Origin of the sequence: Leclercia tamurae (assembly GCF_025566055.1) — a bacterium.
GTDB lineage: Bacteria > Pseudomonadota > Gammaproteobacteria > Enterobacterales > Enterobacteriaceae > Enterobacter > Enterobacter tamurae.
Genome location: NZ_JAMHKS010000073.1, coordinates 88,737 through 106,537 on the forward strand (window position 1 = coordinate 88,737; position 17,801 = coordinate 106,537).

At 57.9% G+C, this 17,801-nt stretch carries 15 protein-coding genes; 5 read left to right on the forward strand and 10 right to left on the reverse strand.

The features are described 5' to 3' along the window. Window positions 1-117: 117 nt before the first annotated feature. Window positions 118-474 (forward strand): LysR family transcriptional regulator, encoded by a 357-nt coding sequence (locus M8318_RS12050; RefSeq protein WP_408612243.1) that lies wholly within the window; start codon window positions 118-120, stop codon window positions 472-474. Here M8318_RS12050 and M8318_RS12055 read toward each other — a convergent pair. The 5 genes from M8318_RS12055 to ytfQ form a co-directional block, all read right to left on the reverse strand. Continuing rightward, window positions 449-2,017 (reverse strand): methyl-accepting chemotaxis protein, encoded by a 1,569-nt coding sequence (locus M8318_RS12055; RefSeq protein WP_262662833.1) that lies wholly within the window; start codon window positions 2,015-2,017, stop codon window positions 449-451. The genes M8318_RS12050 and M8318_RS12055 overlap by 26 nt on opposite strands. A gap of 93 nt (window positions 2,018-2,110) precedes the next feature. Next, window positions 2,111-3,112 carry a galactofuranose ABC transporter, permease protein YjfF gene (yjfF, locus tag M8318_RS12060; RefSeq protein ID WP_106994084.1) on the reverse strand — a complete coding sequence of 334 codons (1,002 nt, stop codon included), beginning with the start codon at window positions 3,110-3,112 and terminating at the stop codon, window positions 2,111-2,113. After that, on the reverse strand, window positions 3,099-4,124 hold the full coding sequence (ytfT, locus tag M8318_RS12065; RefSeq protein ID WP_262662836.1) for a galactofuranose ABC transporter, ATP-binding protein YtfT: 1,026 nt from the start codon (window positions 4,122-4,124) through the stop codon (window positions 3,099-3,101). Before ytfT ends, yjfF begins: the two co-directional genes overlap by 14 nt. A 10-nt stretch (window positions 4,125-4,134) precedes the next feature. Continuing rightward, window positions 4,135-5,637, reverse strand: coding sequence for a galactofuranose ABC transporter, ATP-binding protein YtfR (gene ytfR, locus M8318_RS12070; RefSeq protein ID WP_262662837.1), 1,503 nt, complete (start codon window positions 5,635-5,637; stop codon window positions 4,135-4,137). Between the two features lie 67 nt (window positions 5,638-5,704). Further along, a complete protein-coding gene (gene ytfQ, locus M8318_RS12075; protein WP_106994081.1) occupies window positions 5,705-6,661 on the reverse strand; it encodes a galactofuranose ABC transporter substrate-binding protein YtfQ in 957 nt (318 codons plus the stop codon). Between the two features lie 309 nt (window positions 6,662-6,970). Between ytfQ and ppa the strand changes: the two genes are divergently transcribed. Then, window positions 6,971-7,501 carry an inorganic diphosphatase gene (ppa, locus tag M8318_RS12080; protein WP_106994080.1) on the forward strand — a complete coding sequence of 177 codons (531 nt, stop codon included), beginning with the start codon at window positions 6,971-6,973 and terminating at the stop codon, window positions 7,499-7,501. 141 nt (window positions 7,502-7,642) lie between these two features. Here the strand turns inward: ppa and M8318_RS12085 are convergent, their stop codons facing one another. Genes M8318_RS12085 through tamA form a run of 3 tightly spaced genes read right to left on the reverse strand, consistent with a single transcriptional unit; the run spans window position 7,643 to window position 13,496 of the window. Further along, window positions 7,643-7,987 (reverse strand): gamma-glutamylcyclotransferase family protein, encoded by a 345-nt coding sequence (locus tag M8318_RS12085; RefSeq protein WP_166181410.1) that lies wholly within the window; start codon window positions 7,985-7,987, stop codon window positions 7,643-7,645. A 2-nt stretch (window positions 7,988-7,989) separates the two neighbouring features. After that, window positions 7,990-11,766, reverse strand: a complete 3,777-nt coding sequence (gene tamB, locus M8318_RS12090) for an autotransporter assembly complex protein TamB (RefSeq protein WP_262662840.1) — start codon at window positions 11,764-11,766, stop codon at window positions 7,990-7,992. Further along, window positions 11,763-13,496 carry an autotransporter assembly complex protein TamA gene (gene tamA / locus M8318_RS12095; RefSeq protein ID WP_106994077.1) on the reverse strand — a complete coding sequence of 578 codons (1,734 nt, stop codon included), beginning with the start codon at window positions 13,494-13,496 and terminating at the stop codon, window positions 11,763-11,765. Before tamA ends, tamB begins: the two co-directional genes overlap by 4 nt. 224 nt (window positions 13,497-13,720) lie before the next feature. On the opposite strand from tamA, the gene msrA reads away from it, so the two are divergent. Beyond that, window positions 13,721-14,362, forward strand: coding sequence for a peptide-methionine (S)-S-oxide reductase MsrA (gene msrA, locus M8318_RS12100; protein ID WP_262662842.1), 642 nt, complete (start codon window positions 13,721-13,723; stop codon window positions 14,360-14,362). Window positions 14,363-14,550: 188 nt separating this feature from the next. Further along, a complete protein-coding gene (locus M8318_RS12105; protein ID WP_106994075.1) occupies window positions 14,551-15,888 on the forward strand; it encodes a hemolysin family protein in 1,338 nt (445 codons plus the stop codon). A gap of 57 nt (window positions 15,889-15,945) precedes the next feature. On the opposite strand, the gene M8318_RS12110 is transcribed toward M8318_RS12105, so the two are convergent. After that, window positions 15,946-16,152 (reverse strand): DUF1107 domain-containing protein, encoded by a 207-nt coding sequence (locus tag M8318_RS12110; protein ID WP_032616223.1) that lies wholly within the window; start codon window positions 16,150-16,152, stop codon window positions 15,946-15,948. Between the two features lie 324 nt (window positions 16,153-16,476). Here M8318_RS12110 and M8318_RS12115 point away from each other — a divergent pair, with 324 nt between their 5' ends. Further along, complete coding sequence (locus M8318_RS12115; protein ID WP_106994074.1) at window positions 16,477-17,034, forward strand: YtfJ family protein; 558 nt, start codon at window positions 16,477-16,479, stop codon at window positions 17,032-17,034. On the opposite strand, the gene cysQ is transcribed toward M8318_RS12115, so the two are convergent. Next, entirely contained in the window at window positions 17,028-17,768 is a 741-nt protein-coding gene (cysQ, locus tag M8318_RS12120) for a 3'(2'),5'-bisphosphate nucleotidase CysQ (protein WP_262662845.1), read from the reverse strand. The genes M8318_RS12115 and cysQ overlap by 7 nt on opposite strands. Window positions 17,769-17,801 lie beyond the last annotated feature (33 nt).

Genomic DNA, 17,801 nt, shown 5'->3' on the forward strand with positions numbered 1-17,801 from the left:
TTTCCAACGATTTATACCGGTGTCGGTATAAAGCTATATAAAAATGCTGCTGTAACCCGCTGAATCAATCCGTCATCATTACGGCGTTCAAATAGTGTTCAATGGAAATCAGCAGAAATGAAAAATCTCTCTCGCTCATCCACTGGGATCGACCTCAATCTGATTCCGGTATTTATTGAAGTCGTCAGGTGCGGGAGCATGGCCAAAGCCTCTTTACGTCTTGATATGTCCAGACCCGCCGTGAGCCTGGCGCTGAAACGCTTTGGGATGCTTTTTAATGCGCCGCTGTTTAACCGCAAGGGCCTGTTTCTGGAGCCAACGCCCTATGCGCTGCACCTGACCGCCGAGATGGAAAAGCTACTGGGCTTGATCCACGACCATATCGCCAGCGCGCCGTCTCTGGGTGAGAGCATCCCGACGCCTGCTGCGGCGCCGGAATGTGATAACGCTATGCCTGTTGCATCGACAGTTTAAAGGACGACATCGCCTCGATCAGCTCGCGGGACTGCTCTTCCAGCGAGCGCGTCGCGGCGGAAGATTGCTGGACCAGCGCCGCGTTTTGTTGCGCGGTTTCGTCCATCTGATTGACCGCAATATTCACCTGCTCAATCCCCCGGCTCTGCTCGTGCGACGCGTTAGCAATCTCACGCATCAGGCGTGTCATGCGCATCACCTCGGTGGCGATCTCATCCATGGTTTCACCCGCCTGCTGCGCCAGCTCGCTGCCTTCGCTAACGTGTGACTGCGAATCGCTAATCAGAGTGCGGATCTCTTTTGCCGCATCGGCGCTGCGGCTGGCGAGGATACGTACTTCCCCGGCCACCACCGCAAAACCACGGCCCTGCTCACCCGCGCGGGCAGCCTCGACCGAGGCGTTTAGCGCCAGGATATTGGTCTGGAAGGCAATGCCGTCGATAACGCTGAGAATATCGGCGATACGGCCGGCGCTGCCGGAGATGTCGCGCATCTTCTCAATCACGTAGCAGACCATTTCGCTGCCGCGATCGGCGGTATCAGACATCGTCTTCGCCACCTGATGCGCCTGCTCGGCGTTGTGGGCGTTCTGTTTCACCGTGGCGGTGAGCTCTTCCATGCTGGCCGCAGTCTGCTCCAGAGAAGTAGCGGTTGATTCCGTGCGCTGGGCCAGGTGCATGTTGCCGGCGGTCAGCTCCCGGCTGCCGGTGTCGATCTGCGAGCTGGCGTCGCGCACGCGCAGCACCGAGCCCATCAGCGACTGGCGCATCTCTTCGATGGCGGCATTCAGACGGTTAAACTCCTGGCTGGCGGGCGCGGTCAGGGCGTGGGTCAAATCCCCGGCGGCCACATGTTCCAGCTGGGCGATGGAGGTGGAGAGCGGCTTGAGCAGCATATGGCGCAGGGCCAGCCAGGCCAGCACAATGATGCCCGCAGTCAGCAGCGCGGCGACAACAATCAGCATCATTACCTTACTTTTACTGGCCTGCACCGCCGCCACTTCGGCTTTGCCGCGGCTTTCGCTCCAGGTCTGGAAGGCCTGCATGTCGTTATCAAACTGACGCGCCACCGGCACCAGATGGTTCTCCAGCAGATCGTAATACGCATCGGCGCTCTGCTCTTTCAGGGCGTTCTGCATCGGCACGATCCCCTGGGCGTTATAGGCCGCGAGGCTCGCCGCAACCTTCTTCAGCAGCGCTTCACCTTCTGGATCGTCCACTCCGCTATCGATCACGTTTTTCAACGTGGTTTGTGCCTGGGTGATTTCGTCATTGATGTTCTTCACCGATTTGGCGGCGTCATCCAGCAGGCCCACCTCCATCATGCGAACGGCCTGCCCCGCTTCGTTGCGCGCGCGCAGGATCAGGGTGTAGCCCGAATTGAGCTGCACCAGCTGCTCGCCCTGAAGATGATTAATGCGTTGCAGTGAAGCGGAACTCTGCGTGAGGGCATAAATGCCAATACCGCTGACGAGCAGCAGCAGGAGGGTCATGACGGCCAGTAACGAAAGCAAGCCGGTACGAATCGATAGCGTTTTCAGCATGATGTAATTTCCGGTAGCGAGATAAATCTGGACAGAATTAAGGGTTATCGGCCGCTACCGGAAAAGATTTAGACATTGCGAAAATTCAGCGAGTTACCGCTTGAGGGTGGTGGTGCTCACCCGGGTAACCGGCGAGCTCTGGCGGTTCTCCCACAGCACCGTCAGACCGCGCTGCAGGGCGATAAAGATGAACAGCAGGATGCCAATCGCAATCTTGGTCCACCACGAGCTGAGGGTGCCGTCGAAGTTGATATAGGTCTGGATCAGCCCCTGGATCGCCACCCCGAACAGGGTTCCCAGCACCGTGCCGACCCCGCCGCTGAGCAGCGTGCCGCCAATCACCACCGAGGCAATGGCGTCCAGCTCCACGCCCACCCCCGCCAGGGCGTAGCCCGCCTGGGTGTAGATGGAGAAGACGATCCCCGCCAGCGTCGCCAGCCCGGTGGAGAGCATATAGATGCGAATGGTGGTGCTGCGGGTGGAGATGCCCATCAGGTTGGCGGAGGTCGCGCTGCCGCCGATGGCGTACACCTCGTTGCCGAAGCGGGTGCGGTGGGCCAGGAAGATACCGATCACCACCACCCCCAGCATGATCAGGCCAAGAATGCTCAGCCGACCGCCGCCGGGAATTTTCCACGCCAGGCTGGAGAGGGTGTCGTAGACCGGATGGTTAATCGGGATCGACTCCTCCGACACCAGATAGCTGACCCCGCGCAGGAAGAACATCCCGGCGAGGGTGATGATAAACGCCGGGATCTTCAGGGCGTCGATCAGCAGGCCCATAAAGGCCCCGAAGGCGCAGCCCATCACCAGCACCAGCGGGAAGGCCAGCAACGGAGAGATCCCCCAGTAGCCGATCGCTTTCGCCAGGAAGACGCCGGTAAAGGCGATCACCGACCCGACGGAGAGGTCGATCCCGCCGGAGAGGATCACAAACGTCATGCCGACGGCGATGATCCCGAGGAAGGCGTTGTCGGTCAGGATGTTGCAGATCACCCGCGTCGAGGCAAAGCCGGGGAACTGCGTCAGACAGTAGAGATAGCCCAGCACGAACACGCCCAGGGTGATCATTAGCGGTAAATTACGTTTTATCATGGCCACGCATCCCCTTAATAAGACTGATAAAGCGCGGCGACTGAACGATCAGCACGCAGAGCACCACTACCGCTTTCACCACCTGGTTGAGTTCCGGCGGGAAGCCGGACAGCAGAATGCCGGTGTTCATCCCCTGGATAATCAGCGCGCCAATCACCGACAGCAGCAGGTTAAAGCGCCCGCCCATCAGCGACCCGCCACCGATCACCACTGCCAGAATGGCATCCAGCTCCAGCCACAGGCCGGCGTTGTTGGCGTCCGCCCCGCGAATATCCGCCGCAACAATAATCCCGGCAATGGCGGCGCACACCCCGCTTAAGACGTAGGTGAGCATCACCATCAGGCGGGTGCTGACCCCGGCGTTTTTCGCCGCGCGAATGTTAATCCCCACCGCTTCAATGAACATCCCGAGCGCGGTTTTGCGGGTGAACAGCCAGAAGGCAATCAGCGTCACCACCACGATGATCACCGGCGTCGGGAAGAAGAACAGCGAGCCGCTGCCGATCCACGCCAGATTGGGAGCGTTAAAGGTGACGATCTGCCCGGAGGTGATCAGCTGCGCCACCCCGCGTCCGGCCACCATTAAGATCAGGGTGGCGACGAAGGGCTGTATTTTGAGGATCGCGACCAGGATGCCGTTCCACAACCCCGCCAGCACCCCGGTGCCCAGGGTCACCAGCAGCACCACCGGCAGGCTGTGTCCGGCCACGGTCATCGAGGCCGCGGTGGCCCCGGCGATAGCCATCACCGCCCCGACCGACAGGTCGATCCCCCCGGTGGCGATCACCAGGGTCATGCCGATTGCCAACAAAGCCACCGGGGCGGCGCGGTTTAAGATATCAATCGGGCTGCCGAACAGGCGGCCATCCTGGAGGATAATCTGATAAAAATGCGGCGAAACGAGGCTATCCACCAGCAACACCAGCAGCAGCGCAATGATTTGCGGCATACCGGTGGGCCAGCGGAAGCGGCGCTTCGGCTCGCCGGTCTGAGAAAGTGAACGTGGCATCACGATCTACTCCTTATGCCGCAATGGCGTTCATGATTGCCGGAACGGACAGTTCGTCCAGCGGGATCTCGGCTACCTGTTGGCGGTCGCGCATGATGATCACGCGATCGGCGTAGCCCACCAGCTCCTCCAGCTCCGAGGAGATGACCAGCAGCGCCAGACCGTCGGCGCAGAGGGTTTCGATCAGGCGGATGATCTCCGCATGCGCCCCGACGTCGATACCGCGCGTCGGCTCGTCGAGGATCAGGAACTGCGGTTTGGTCAGCAGCCAGCGCGACAGCAGCACCTTCTGCTGGTTGCCGCCGGAGAGAAACTCGATCGGCTGTTCGGCGCTCGGGGTGCGGATCCCCAACTGGCGAATAAAGCGTTCGGCAATGGCGTTCTGCTCTTTACGCGGGATTGGCCGCAGCCAGCCGCGCTGGGCCTGCAGGGCCAGAATGATGTTTTCGCGCACCGAGGCGGCGGCAATAATCCCGTCGGTTTTCCTGTCTTCCGGACAGAAGCCAATTCCGAGGCTGGAGGCCTGATGCGGAGAGCGCAGCGCCTGGGGTTTGCCTTTGATCAGCGCGCTGCCGGTGTCGGCAGGCTTGATGCCAAAGATCACTTCGGCGGTTTCGGTCCGGCCCGAGCCTAACAGCCCCGCCAGGCCGACGATTTCGCCGGGACGCACCTCGAGGTTAAAGGGGGCAATAGTGCCCTTCCTGCCGTAATCCTTGAACGCCGCAATGGGCTTATCGCTGAGCAGCGTCCGGCCCGCACGCTGCAGGGCGTTGGTCTCCAGCTCGCGGCCCAGCATCATTTTGACCAGTTCGATTTGCGGCAACTCGCGGGTTTCGCGACAGCCGACAAAGCTGCCGTTACGCAGGACGGTAATGCGGTCGCTCACTTCATACACCTGATCGAGGAAGTGGGTGACGAAAATCAGGCTCACCCCCTGATCGCGCAGCTGGCGCATCAGGGTAAAAAGCATCTCCACCTCCTGGGTGTCGAGGCTGGCGGTAGGTTCATCGAGGATCAGCACTTTGGCGGAGAGGTCGATGGCGCGGCAGATGGCGACGATCTGCTGCATCGCCACCGAAAAACGGTTCAGCGGTTCGCGCACGTCGAGGGAAAAGCCGTAGGATTCCATCAGCTTCGTGGCGCGGGCCTCCATCTCCTTGCGGCGCAAAAAGCCAAAGCGCTTAGGCTCGCGACCGATAAACAGGTTATCGGCCACCGACATGTTCGGCAGCAGGTTCACTTCCTGATAGACCGTGCCGATCCCCAGCTGCTGGGCATGGGCGGTATTTTTGGGCGAAATAGCCTGGCCTTCCAGCCAGATGGTGCCGCGATCGGCGTGATAGACGCCGGTCAGGGCTTTGATTAGCGTGGATTTCCCGGCGCCGTTCTCTCCCAGCAACGCCATAATCTCACCACGGCGCAGGCTGAAATCGACGCTATCCAGCGCTTTTACGCCGGGAAAGTACTTGCTCAATCCTTCTGTGCGGAGGATTTCCTGGTGTTGGTCAATCGTCATAGTCTCATCCCCCGGCACAACCCGTAGGCCGGGCAAGCGCAGCGCCGCCCGGCATTTTCACTGGAGCTTAGTAGCCCATATTTTTCTTCTTCTCTAACTCTTCTTTAGCGGTATCAGGCAGGTAGAGGGTGGATTTGGTGATGGTGACTTTCTCCGGCATGGTGCCGTCTTTCTTGAATTTTTCCAGCGCGTCGAAGGCCGGGCCTGCCATGTTTGGCGTCAGCTCAACGCTGGCGTTGGCCTCTTTGTCGATCATCGCTTTATAGATATCCGGTACGCCGTCGATGGAGCCGGTCAGGATATCGGTGCCTGGCTTCAGACCCGCTTCTTTAATGGCCTGAATGGCGCCGATCACCATGTCGTCGTTATGGGCGTAAACCATGCAGATGTTTTTGCCGTTGTTCTCGGCTTTGATGAAGCTCTCCATAACCTCTTTCCCTTTACTGCGGGTGAAGTCGCCGGACTGAGAGCGGATAATCTTGATGTTTGACGCTTTGGAGATGGCATCGGCAAAGCCTTTCTTACGGTCGATGGCCACGCTGGCCCCGACGGTGCCCTGCAGCTCAACCACGTTACACGGCTTGCCATCCACCTGTTTCACCAGCCACTCACCGATTAATTTGCCTTCCAGAACGTTGTCGGCAGTGACGGTAGTCATATAGAGAGATTTGTCTTTTACATCGATGGAACGATCGAGCAGGAACACCGGAATTTCGGCATCTTTGGCTTCTTTCAGTACCGGCTCCCAGCCTGTTGCCACCACCGGCGCAATGAAGATGGCGTCAACGCCCTGGGCGATAAAAGAGCGTACCGCTTTGATCTGGTTTTCCTGTTTTTGCTGACCATCGGCGATTTTCAGCGTGATGCCGCGCTTTTCGGCCTCGCTTTTCGCGACGTTGGTTTCAGCCGCTCGCCAGCCTGATTCTGAGCCGACTTGTGCGAATCCTACGGTTAATGGGGCGGCCAATGCCATAGACGACATGGCTGCTGAAACTGCTGTGACAAGAAGTAAGCGCTTCCACATAAGAACGTCCTCGTAGGGTAGTTTATTGTTGGGTAAAAGGTGTTCTGCGAAAAAACTATAGACAATGCGAGATGTAACGGAGTGTGTTACATCACACTTCAGAGAAGTGAATAAAACGTTAATCACAAGTTTGTAATCGCTTTCATTGGACCATTAAAAAAGCGGCTGAGTTTATGGATTATCTTGTCATGAGAAAGGGCTGATAGTGACATCAGGGAGCGGGTAATAGCGAAAACAGGCGAAGACATTCCGTGCCAGTTGGCTATAATACTCGCCACTTGATTACCAATCATTTTAAAGGACACAGACATGAGCTTACTCAACGTCCCAGCGGGTAAAGAACTGCCGGAAGACATCTACGTAGTTATCGAAATCCCGGCGAACGCTGATCCTATCAAATACGAAATCGACAAAGACACCGGCGCGCTGTTCGTTGACCGTTTCATGTCTACCGCGATGTTCTATCCGTGCAACTACGGTTACATCAACCACACCCTGTCTCTGGACGGTGACCCGGTAGACGTGCTGGTCCCAACCCCGTACCCACTGCAGCCAGGCGCGGTTATCCGCTGCCGTCCGGTTGGCGTACTGAAAATGACCGACGAAGCCGGTGAAGATGCGAAACTGGTTGCGGTACCGCACACCAAGCTGAGCAAAGAGTACGATCACATTAACGATGTGAACGACCTGCCAGAACTGCTGAAAGCGCAGATCACCCACTTCTTCGAGCACTACAAAGATCTCGAGAAAGGCAAATGGGTTAAGGTTGACGGCTGGGATAACGCTGAAGCGGCAAAAGCTGAAATCGTTGCCTCTTTCGAACGCGCGAAGAAGAAGTAATTCTTTCTGCGTGAAGAGAGCCCCGACTTGTCGGGGCTTTTTTTCGTCTGTGCTGCCGGGTGGCGGCTACGCCTTACCCGGCCTACAAAACCGTCCGCGGATGTCAAAAAACCACGCCACCCGAAGGTGGCGTGGTTTATCTCAGTACTGGTCTCTGTCTAACCAGTTACCGCTTTCAATCAGCGTCAGGCCGTCGACCGAACGTTGGTATACATACATCCATGCACTGCCGTAGGGGGTCTGGATCAACCGGCGAGCGTATTCCCCGCCCTTGGTGCGCAAGGCATCAAGTTCGGCCAGCGTAGCGTTATCAATACGATAAACCTCACCCTGTACCGTTCCGTTCCCCGGAACCGCGCCTGGATAGTGGCCCAGACTGTACAACTGGTAGTGTTCAATATTGTAATTTCCCAGCAACTGGGCGTTGGTCATCCAGTGGCTGTTGCCTTGCTTGGTTCGTAAACTGCCGTAAACAAATATTCGCATTGCTAAAACTCAAACTGATAGAGCAGATCGAGCGCCTGGTCTATGCCAGACACCGCTTCAAGATATAGCTTAGGCATCAGGCGATAGCGTAACGTGAGAGTCGCCAGCGAGTCAAAGATCCCCACGCCATATTTCACCTGCAGACCCGGCAGTACATAGCCACTGACCACCACCTGCGAAGAGTCACCGACTCCCTGGGTGTCCAGCGCCAGATTGCTTACGCCAAACGTCTCCCCGATTTTACCCACAACCTGACCACTTTGTGCAACCCCCAGACCGACTAACATTGAGGTCATCGCTGCACTGTCGCTCTGATTGCTGTCCAGACCTTGCCCGCGCAGCAGATATGAGAGCGCTTCCTGCTGGGACATTGCCGGGTCGGAGAAGATTTCCGCTTTCGGTTCGTCGGCGGTGCCGGTCACGCGCACCCCGGCGATCACGTCATTCTCGGTGGCTTCCGGGTTACGGATCGCTTCGATATTCAGCAGCGGCTGATCCGGCGGACCGGAGAACAGCAGCTCCCCTTTACGCACGATCAGATCCTGGCCGTAGGCGTGGAAGCGCCCTTCCGGAATGGTGATCTGCCCGTTCAGGCCCAGCCCCTGCTTATCCTGCGCGACCTTCAGATCGCCGGTCAGCCTCGCCTTCAGACCAAAGGCATCCAGCCGCACGTTGTTGCCCACGTGCACGATCAGGTTGCTGTTGATCGGAATCGAAGCCCGCTGCGTCTCTTCCGGCTGCAGATTTTTATCGAGCATCACCTCATCGCTGGAGACGCCTACTGCGCTCTCCGGCAGGTCATGCACCACGATACGCGCCCAGGGCACATCGACCCGGCCGTCGAGAGTAAACAGCTGCGGCGTGGCCTCAAAGACCACATCCGGCGAGACGTCCAGACGCACCATCGGCGGCACCGTGATGCGCACCTTGCTGCCCTTGGCCGCCACCCGCGCGCGCCAGTTATCGAGCTGGCTCCAGTCGGCATCGCCGCTGAGGTTGATCTGCCCCTGCTGGGTACGCACGGTCCCGGCCAGGGTCGAACTCATGCCGTTAAAGTTCATCGCCAGCTGGCTCGGCTGCATATCGAACGGCATAAAGTTGCCGTCGATATCCACGCCATTGAGCTGCATCTGACCAAACACCTGCGGGCTTTGGGCATTACCCGCCAGCCGCAGGTTGGCGTTCAGCATACCAGCCGCCTTCTCGCCGCGGGAGAAAATGGCGTTCGCCATCGCCAGGTTGAGATTGCGGATATTGACGTTGCCGCCCAGGTTGCGCTGCCCTTGCGGATCGGTGACCTGGATCTGGCCGTCAAACTGGCCGTTGTTGGCGAGGCGGATCAGCCAGCCCAGCTCGGCGCGGTTGTTATGCAGATCGGCGGTGAGATTGAGGGTAGTAAACGCCAGCGGCAGCGGTGCGTCGTTGACCACCTGGGTGACCTTCACGTTACGCCCGGAGAGCGTGACGTTGCCCTGCGGCAGCCCCGGTTTAGTGGCATCCCAGGCGACATCCGCCTTACCGCTGAACACGCCGCTGGCCTGAGTGGACTCCGGCATAAACGGCTTGAGCATCGCCAGGTCGAAACGGTTAAGATTGACCACCGCCCGCCCTTCGGCACCCGCATCAATAGTCTGCGGCACGCAGAGTTCAGCGTTCGGGTTGGTCCAGCAGTGTGGCCCGATGCTTACCTTCTGCTCCGCATTGCGATAATCCAGCGCAATCGAGCGGGTTAACGACCATGGCCCCACCGGGGTGGCGAAGCGGGTGTTGTCCAGCGTGCCTTTCCAGCGCATCTCTTTGCGGTCAAAGCTGCCCGCCAGGTGCAGCTGGCCGGAGACCGGTTCGCCCTGGACGCGCAGCTGGAGGTCGTGCTGTTTCTCGCTGCCTTTGGCTTCCAGGGTGACCTGACTGAGGTTCACGCCCGGCTGGGAAAGACGATCGACGCGCAGGTTGAGATGCCCGGCGATCTGATCGGTGGATTTGACGTCGCCATCAACGCGCAGGCGGGCAATGGTAAGCTCCTGCCAGCGCAGGCCGTTGGCGGTGATATCGGCCAGCAGTTGTGGGGCTTCGACCGTGCCGCGCACTTTCACCAGCCCTTTCGCTGTCCCGCCCAGCCCCGGCAGGGCATTATCAAGATTCGGCGCGTCGATGGTGGCATCCAGATCGAGATCTTTCACCCCCAGCTCACCCTTGATGTCGGCGGTATTGCGGCCCAGCGCCACGTGCAGACCCGGGATGATCCACTGCAGATAGCTGTTGCCCTTCAGCGAGCCATTCACGTTGACTTTGTTCTGCTTCACGTTGCCGGTGATTTTCAGTTCCGGGACATCCATCTGCCAGCTTCCGCCGTACAGACTGCCGCGGGTTTTAATCAGCCCGTCGAGCTTCGATGGCCAGTCCGGCACCTCTTTGGCGGTGTTGATCCCGGTGAGCTTCAGCTCCCCGCGCCAGCTGATCGCCTTCTGCCAGTCGAGCAGCGCCGTCAGCTCGGTTTTACCCTCCAGCGCCGCGACCGTCAGCTTATCGAGGTTGATCTGCTGCTCGTTGCCCTTCGCATCAAGGGTAATGCCCGCGGAGGGCAGCCCCTCCCCTTTCACCGCCGTGCGGAACGACAGGGTGTAGTCGGTCATTTTGCCGGTGAGCTTCAGCTTCACGTCATCAGCCTGGTACTGCTTCTCGCCGGTGAAAGGCCAGTAGAGCTGTTCGCTGACCACTTCCAGGTTGAGCGGCAGGCCCGCTTCGGCAAGCCGGGTCTGGCCGCGCAGCACCATATCCACTGGACCGGAGAGGTTAACGCCAAACTCCAGCTGCTCGCGCAGGGCGCCGCCGACCTTCAGCTTCACCTTCTCGCCCTTGATCGGGTCGATGTTCAGGCTGCTGTTGAGGGTGATATCCACCGGCCAGTTATCGCGCAGCTGCGCGTTACCGGTGGCGTTGACGCTTCCCTGATTGGTATCGATATCCAGCGCATCGAGCTTCATATCGCCGTCGATGCTGCTCACCTTCAGCAGCATGTTGAAGACCGTTAGATCGGTATCGCCGGTCAGACGCAGCTGCTCGCCCTTAAACTCCTCAATGTTGAGATTCAGCGGCAGGTGAACGTCGGTCATCTCCGGCAGGACCGGTTTTGAGAACAGATCTTTCAGCGTTTCACCCAGCGGTTTCTCTTCCGGCTGCGGGTTCTGAATTTTTGGTTCGACGATCTCTTCCTGCGCCACCTCGGCCACTTTTGGCAGAGCGATCAGCAGCCCCTGCAGGCTGGTCGGGGTCAGGGTCAGGTTCTTCTCCTGCCAGCGCAGGCCGGAGGTGAAGTCCATCACCGACACGGTGGTGTCGTCGATTTTAACGTTGATGTTGTTCAGCGCCACCCGGCTAAGGGCAATCGGGTATGGCGTGGAGAGATCCAGCGGCCCGCTCTCCTCTTCGGCGACCTGCTCCGATTGCGGCATTTTTTTCGAATCGATCGTCACAAAGACGTCTTTTAACGACAGATCGTTGATGCACAGGCTGCTGTCGCGCAGACAGCTGAGCTTCACCGCCAGGTGCAGATCCCCGGCGTTGACCGCCACGCCCGGCTGGTCATAGCGGACGTTCTTCAGATGCAGATCGCGCCAGCCGCCGGTGACCTGGCCAATCTCCAGCCCCGGCACCCAGCGGTTAGCCGCCTTAAACAGCAGATGCAGCCCGCTGGTGGTTCCCACCAGGAAGGCCACCGCAGAGAGCAGCAGCAGGATAAACAGCACAACGCCGAGGCTGATTTTCTTCCATAAACTCATAATTCAGGCCCCAGACCGATGTAAAACTGTAAACCGTGTTCATCTTTATCACCCACCGGCACGGCGAAATCGAGCTTGATCGGCCCGACCGGTGACTCCCAGCGCACCCCGACACCGGCGCCGGTTTTGAAATCGCTGCGGCGGATATCGCTCACCGCCTCCCCGCTGTCGATAAAGGTCGCCCCCCACCATTTTCCGGTGACGTTGTACTGGTACTCCAGCGAGCCGGTGGCCAGCTTCGAGGCCCCGATCAGCTTGCCGTCGTCATCTTTTGGCGCGATGGATTTGTATTTATAGCCACGAATGCTGCGATCGCCCCCGGCGAAGAAGCGCAGATCCGGCGGCACTTTTTCGAAGTCGCCGGTTTCAATCCAGCCGAGATTGCCGCGCATCACGAAGCGGTGCCGGTCGTAGAGGGTGCGGATCCAGGCGTTCTGCGCCTGCACCACCACAAAGTCGACATCCGAGCCCCAGGCGGTATTGGAGTAGTCCACCGAATAGCGCTGGGAATCGCCCCAGGTCGGCATCAGCCCACCGCGGGAGCGGGTCCGGCTGATCATTACCCCCGGATAGAGCAGCATGGTGGTGTTGGTCACGTTGGCCTGGGTAAAGTGGTCGAGACTCCAGCGCAGGTTAATGGCACGCTGCCAGCCGCTGGAGAGATCCCAGTAGCGCGACACCGCGAGGGTCGTGGAGTCCGCTTCGGTATCGTTCAGATCGGTGCGCTTAAAGCCGCCCTGCACCAGGTAATACTGCTCGAGCGGGTTTTTCAGCAACGGCATTTTATAGCTGAAATCAAGCTGTTGCTCAGGCGCGGAGATACTGGCGTTGGTGGTCAGGCTGTGGCCGTAGGAGTTCATCCACGGCTTTTTCCACGTCGCTTTGACTCGTGGGCCGACGTCGGTGGAGTAACCCACCCCGGTCTCAATGGTGTTCTCGGTACGTGGCGACACCACGCCGTGCAGCGGCAGGACTTTAGTCTGCCGCGCTTTATCAAATTCCGGCGCCACCACCACCGAGTTAAACCAGCCGGTGGCCGACAGGCGGCGGTTGAGCTCGGCCAGATCTTTCGACTGGTAATAATCGCCCTCTTTGAAGGGGATCAGATTCTGCAGGTACTCGTCGCGGATCTGCGACCCTTCAAAGGTGACGTCGCCAAAGCGGTAGCGTTCCCCGCTGTCGTAATCGATATCCCAGAACGCCTGGTGCCGGTCGAGGGAGACGCCGAGCTGGCTTTTATTAAACTGGCTGTCGAAGTAGCCTTTGCGCAGCGCCACTTTCGTCAGATCTTTTTTGAAGCCGTCATAGTCGCTGTGATTGAGCACGGTGCCGTTCTTCGGGCGCGTACTCAACAGATCAAGGTAGTCATGATCCGTGCGCGCGCCGCCGCGCAGCACCACATCGGTACCGCCGATCAACACCGGCTCACCCGGCTTGACGCGGGCAATCAGCACCTGCCGACCTTTGGCCGGAGGTGGACGCAGTTCGAAGTCGATAGTCGGTTCGTAGTAGCCGAGCGCTTTTAAACCGCCGCGGATAGCATCATCCACGCGGGCGCGGAAGCGACGGTCTGGCGTCACTTCGTCGCTCTCGATCGTGGAGAGCTGTGCGCGGACGTTTTTTTGCAGCGCGCCGGATAACCCCTCAACCTGCAGACGAACATTCGCCGCGTCGGCGATTCCGCTTGTCAGCAAGAGACTGACAAAACATAACTGGCGGATTTTTGGCACGTTTTCTCCTGAATATCCTTGTTTCCACCCCTGGAAGCAGATGAAGTGCCGCTCCGCAGCAGATCACGGCATAAAGCCCAAAACCCAATTTACGGGTTGAAAAATGGTTAAACACCCTAATATTTCTTATGTTTAAATCTAGACTCATTCACCGCATTTATTGTGTTCAATTAAACGCGTCGTGACAACCTTAACCCAAACATCACCTGCCCGGAGGTCACACCGTGAGTTTATTCGATAAAAAGCACCTTGTTGCTCAGGCGGAGGCATTGCCGGGACGTAACACCCCGATGCCCGTCGCCACCCTGCACGCCGTAAACGGTCACTCGATGACTAACGTCCCGGATGGCATGGCCATCGCCCTGTTCGCAATGGGCTGCTTCTGGGGCGTAGAGCGCCTGTTCTGGCCGCTCCCGGGCGTCTACAGCACCGCGGCGGGCTACACCGGCGGCTACACCCCTAACCCAACCTATCGCGAAGTCTGCTCCGGCCAGACCGGCCATGCCGAGGCGGTACGCGTTGTGTATGACCCGAACGTCATCAGCTACGAACAGCTGCTGCAGGTGTTCTGGGAAAATCACGACCCGGCGCAGGGTATGCGTCAGGGCAATGACCACGGTACCCAGTACCGTTCGGCGATCTATCCGCTGACCCCGGAACAGGATACCGCGGCCCGCGACAGCCTGGCGCGCTTCCAGCAGGCGATGCTCGCTGCCAACGACGACCGTCAGGTGACCACCGAGATCGCCACCGCCCTGCCGTTCTACTACGCGGAAGACGATCACCAGCAGTATCTGCACAAAAATCCGTACGGCTACTGCGGCATCGGTGGTATTGGCGTTTGCCTGCCGCCGCAGCTGGCATAACAATAAACCGGTTCTGCCTGTTTGCGGGCAGAACCGGCTCAAAAAGTGATCTCTGGCGACTTTACAGTTCGTTACGCTATACTAGCCGCTGAAATAACCGGCCTACCGCTTCGGACCGGTGTTCAAAATGTCTACAACCCTGTGTGACCAACTTCCCTCCGAGGATCTGGCGAGAAGCCGGATAAGATATGTTAAACAGTATTTTAGTAATACTTTGTCTGATAGCCGTCAGTGCATTTTTCTCAATTTCAGAAATTTCCCTGGCCGCATCCCGTAAAATCAAACTCAAACTGCTCGCCGATGATGGCGATATCAATGCTCAACGCGTGCTGAAAATGCAGGAAAACCCGGGGATGTTCTTCACCGTGGTGCAAATCGGCCTCAACGCGGTCGCCATTCTTGGCGGTATCGTCGGTGATGCTGCGTTTTCACCGGTGTTTTATAGCGTCTTCTCCCGCTACTTCTCCCCTGAACTTTCCGACCAGCTGAGCTTTATTCTCTCCTTCTCACTGGTGACCGGCCTGTTCATTCTGTTTGCCGATTTGACCCCGAAACGCATCGGTATGATTGCGCCCGAAGCCGTGGCTTTGCGCATCATCAACCCGATGCGCTTCTGCCTGTACGTGTTCCGCCCGCTGGTGTGGTTCTTCAACGGCCTGGCGAACACCATCTTCCGCCTGTTCAAGCTGCCGATGGTGCGTAAAGACGACATTACCTCTGATGACGTTTACGCGGTATTCGAAGCGGGTGCGCTGGCTGGGGTGCTGCGTAAGCAGGAGCATGAGCTGATCGAGAACGTGTTTGAGCTGGAGTCGCGTACCGTGCCGTCGTCAATGACTGGCCGCGAGAACGTGATCTGGTTCGATCTGCACGAAGACGAGCAGAGCCTGAAGAATAAGGTGGCGGAACATCCCCACTCCAAGTTTCTGGTCTGTAATGAGGATATCGACCACATCATCGGTTACGTGGACTCCAAAGACCTGCTGAACCGCGTGCTGGCGAACCAGAGTCTGGCCCTGAACAGCGGCGTGCAGATCCGCAATACGCTGATTGTTCCGGATACCCTGACGCTCTCTGAAGCGCTGGAAAGTTTCAAAACCGCCGGGGAAGACTTCGCGGTGATCATGAACGAATACGCGCTGGTGGTAGGGATCATCACCCTCAACGACGTGATGACTACCCTGATGGGCGATCTGGTGGGTCAGGGTCTGGAAGAGCAGATTGTGGCCCGCGATGAGAACTCATGGCTGGTGGACGGCGGCACGCCGATTGACGACGTGATGCGCGTGCTGGATATCGACGAGTTCCCGCAATCCGGCAACTACGAGACCATTGGCGGCTTTATGATGTTTATGCTGCGTAAGATCCCGAAACGCACCGACTCGGTGAAGTTCTCGGGCTATAAGTTCGAGGTGGTGGATATCGATAACTACCGCATCGACCAGCTGCTGGTGACGCGCATCGACAACAAGCCGACCGTGCTGGTGCCGAAACTGCCGGACGCCGAAGAGAACGCCTCGGCCTAAGCCAGAAACATCAACGGCTCCCTCTGGGAGCCGTTTTTTTACTGCATAGCACGTTGGTTAAGCCATCTCAGTTTGCAGACGCATAACCTGACGGTTGACTTCGGACATCACAGAAAAGTGCTGTTTATCCTTCACTTTTGGGACAAGGATTTTGCCCTTATCAAACTCAAAAGCGCCAACATCCTTGATATACAACCGTCCACGGAACAGGATTTTTACGTATTTCGCCACCTGAAGCGGATTGTAGCGTTGAAAAATTTTCATTCTATTATCTCCTGCGAATCATACGCTCTTGCGGCACCACAATCGGGCCGACTCTCTGGAGCGCAAATTTATTGCCCAATGACTATAGTCCAGAAAAACAGTGATACCCAGTCTGCATAAGTTTATTTACCTTTTGATGACAAATAATCAGAATATTCTTTGCAATGGTAACTTTCGGACAGTATAAGCCTTCGTTTTTGTGCAGATATGTGCGTTCCCCCTCACTCTGGCACCGGGATTGCGGGTAAATCGCCGCGATCGCACATATGATTAAAACGTCAGACCAAGTGGTCGGATCACCTGCTAAAAAAATAAGGAAACACCATGACCCTACGTAACATTCTGGCAACCGCCTGCCTGATGCTGCCACTGATGGCTTCCGCACATAATTTCGAGAAGGGACAACGTGTGCCGCCGGTGGGCATCGCCGACCGGGGAGAATTGATCCTCGACAATAATGAGTTTAGCTACAAAAAATGGAATAGCGCGCAGCTCCCAGGCAAAGTGCGAGTTGTGCTGCATATTGCCGGTCGCTCATCGGCAAAAGAGAAAAACGCAACCTTAATTGAAGCGATCAAGTCGGCAAATTTACCTAAAGATCGCTACCAGACCACCACCATTGTGAACACCGATGATGCGATTCCGGGCTCCGCCATGTTTGTGCGTAGCAGCCTCGAGAGCAATAAAAAGCTCTATCCGTGGTCACAGATTATCGTCGACAGTAATGGCACGGCGCGCGGCGCATGGCAGCTGAAAGAGGAAAGTTCGGCGATTGCAGTGCTGGATAAAGAGGGCCGCATTCAGTGGGCGAAAGACGGAGCGCTGACCCAGGAAGAGGTGCAGCAGGTGACTGCCCTGCTGCATAAGCTCGTCGGTCAATAAAGCGAGACCCGGAAGCCGGGATTGAGGAAGGATTCACGCGGGGTATAGTCGAGCGGCTTGCCCTGCCAGTCGTGAACGTGCGCCCCCGCTGCGGCGGCAACGGCATGACCTGCCGCCGTATCCCAGACGTTGGTTGGCCCGAAACGGGGATAGAGCTGCGCCTGCCCTTCCGCTACCAGGCAGAACTTCAGCGAGGAGCCGATCGACGTCGTCTGATGCTCACCCAGCTGATGCAGGTACTCCTGCAGTTCGTTATCCGCGTGCGAGCGGCTGATCACCACCAGCGGTGGCCGCGCATCACGCACCTGAATCTGCTTGCGCACGCCGCACTCTTCCTTCCACGCCTTGCCTTCGGCGGCGCTGTACATCACCTTCAGTACCGGGGCATAGACCACCCCCAGCACCGCTTTGCCTTTCTCAATCAGGGCAATGTTCACGGTGAATTCACCATTACGTTTGATGAACTCCTTGGTGCCGTCCAGCGGGTCGACCAGCCAGTAACGCTGCCAGTGCTGACGCTCATCCCAGGGCTGAGGATCTTCTTCTGACAGCACCGGAATATCAGGCGTCAGCGCCTGCAAGCCCTGGAGGATCACCCCGTGCGCCGCGAGATCGGCGGCGGTCACCGGTGAGTCATCGATTTTTTGGATCACGTCCATCGGGATCTTGCCATCATAGACCTGCATAATGGCATCGCCCGCATCCCGTGCGAGCTGACAAATTTTATCTAACATTCTCCACCTCTTTGTTAACACAGTGGGTTTAAC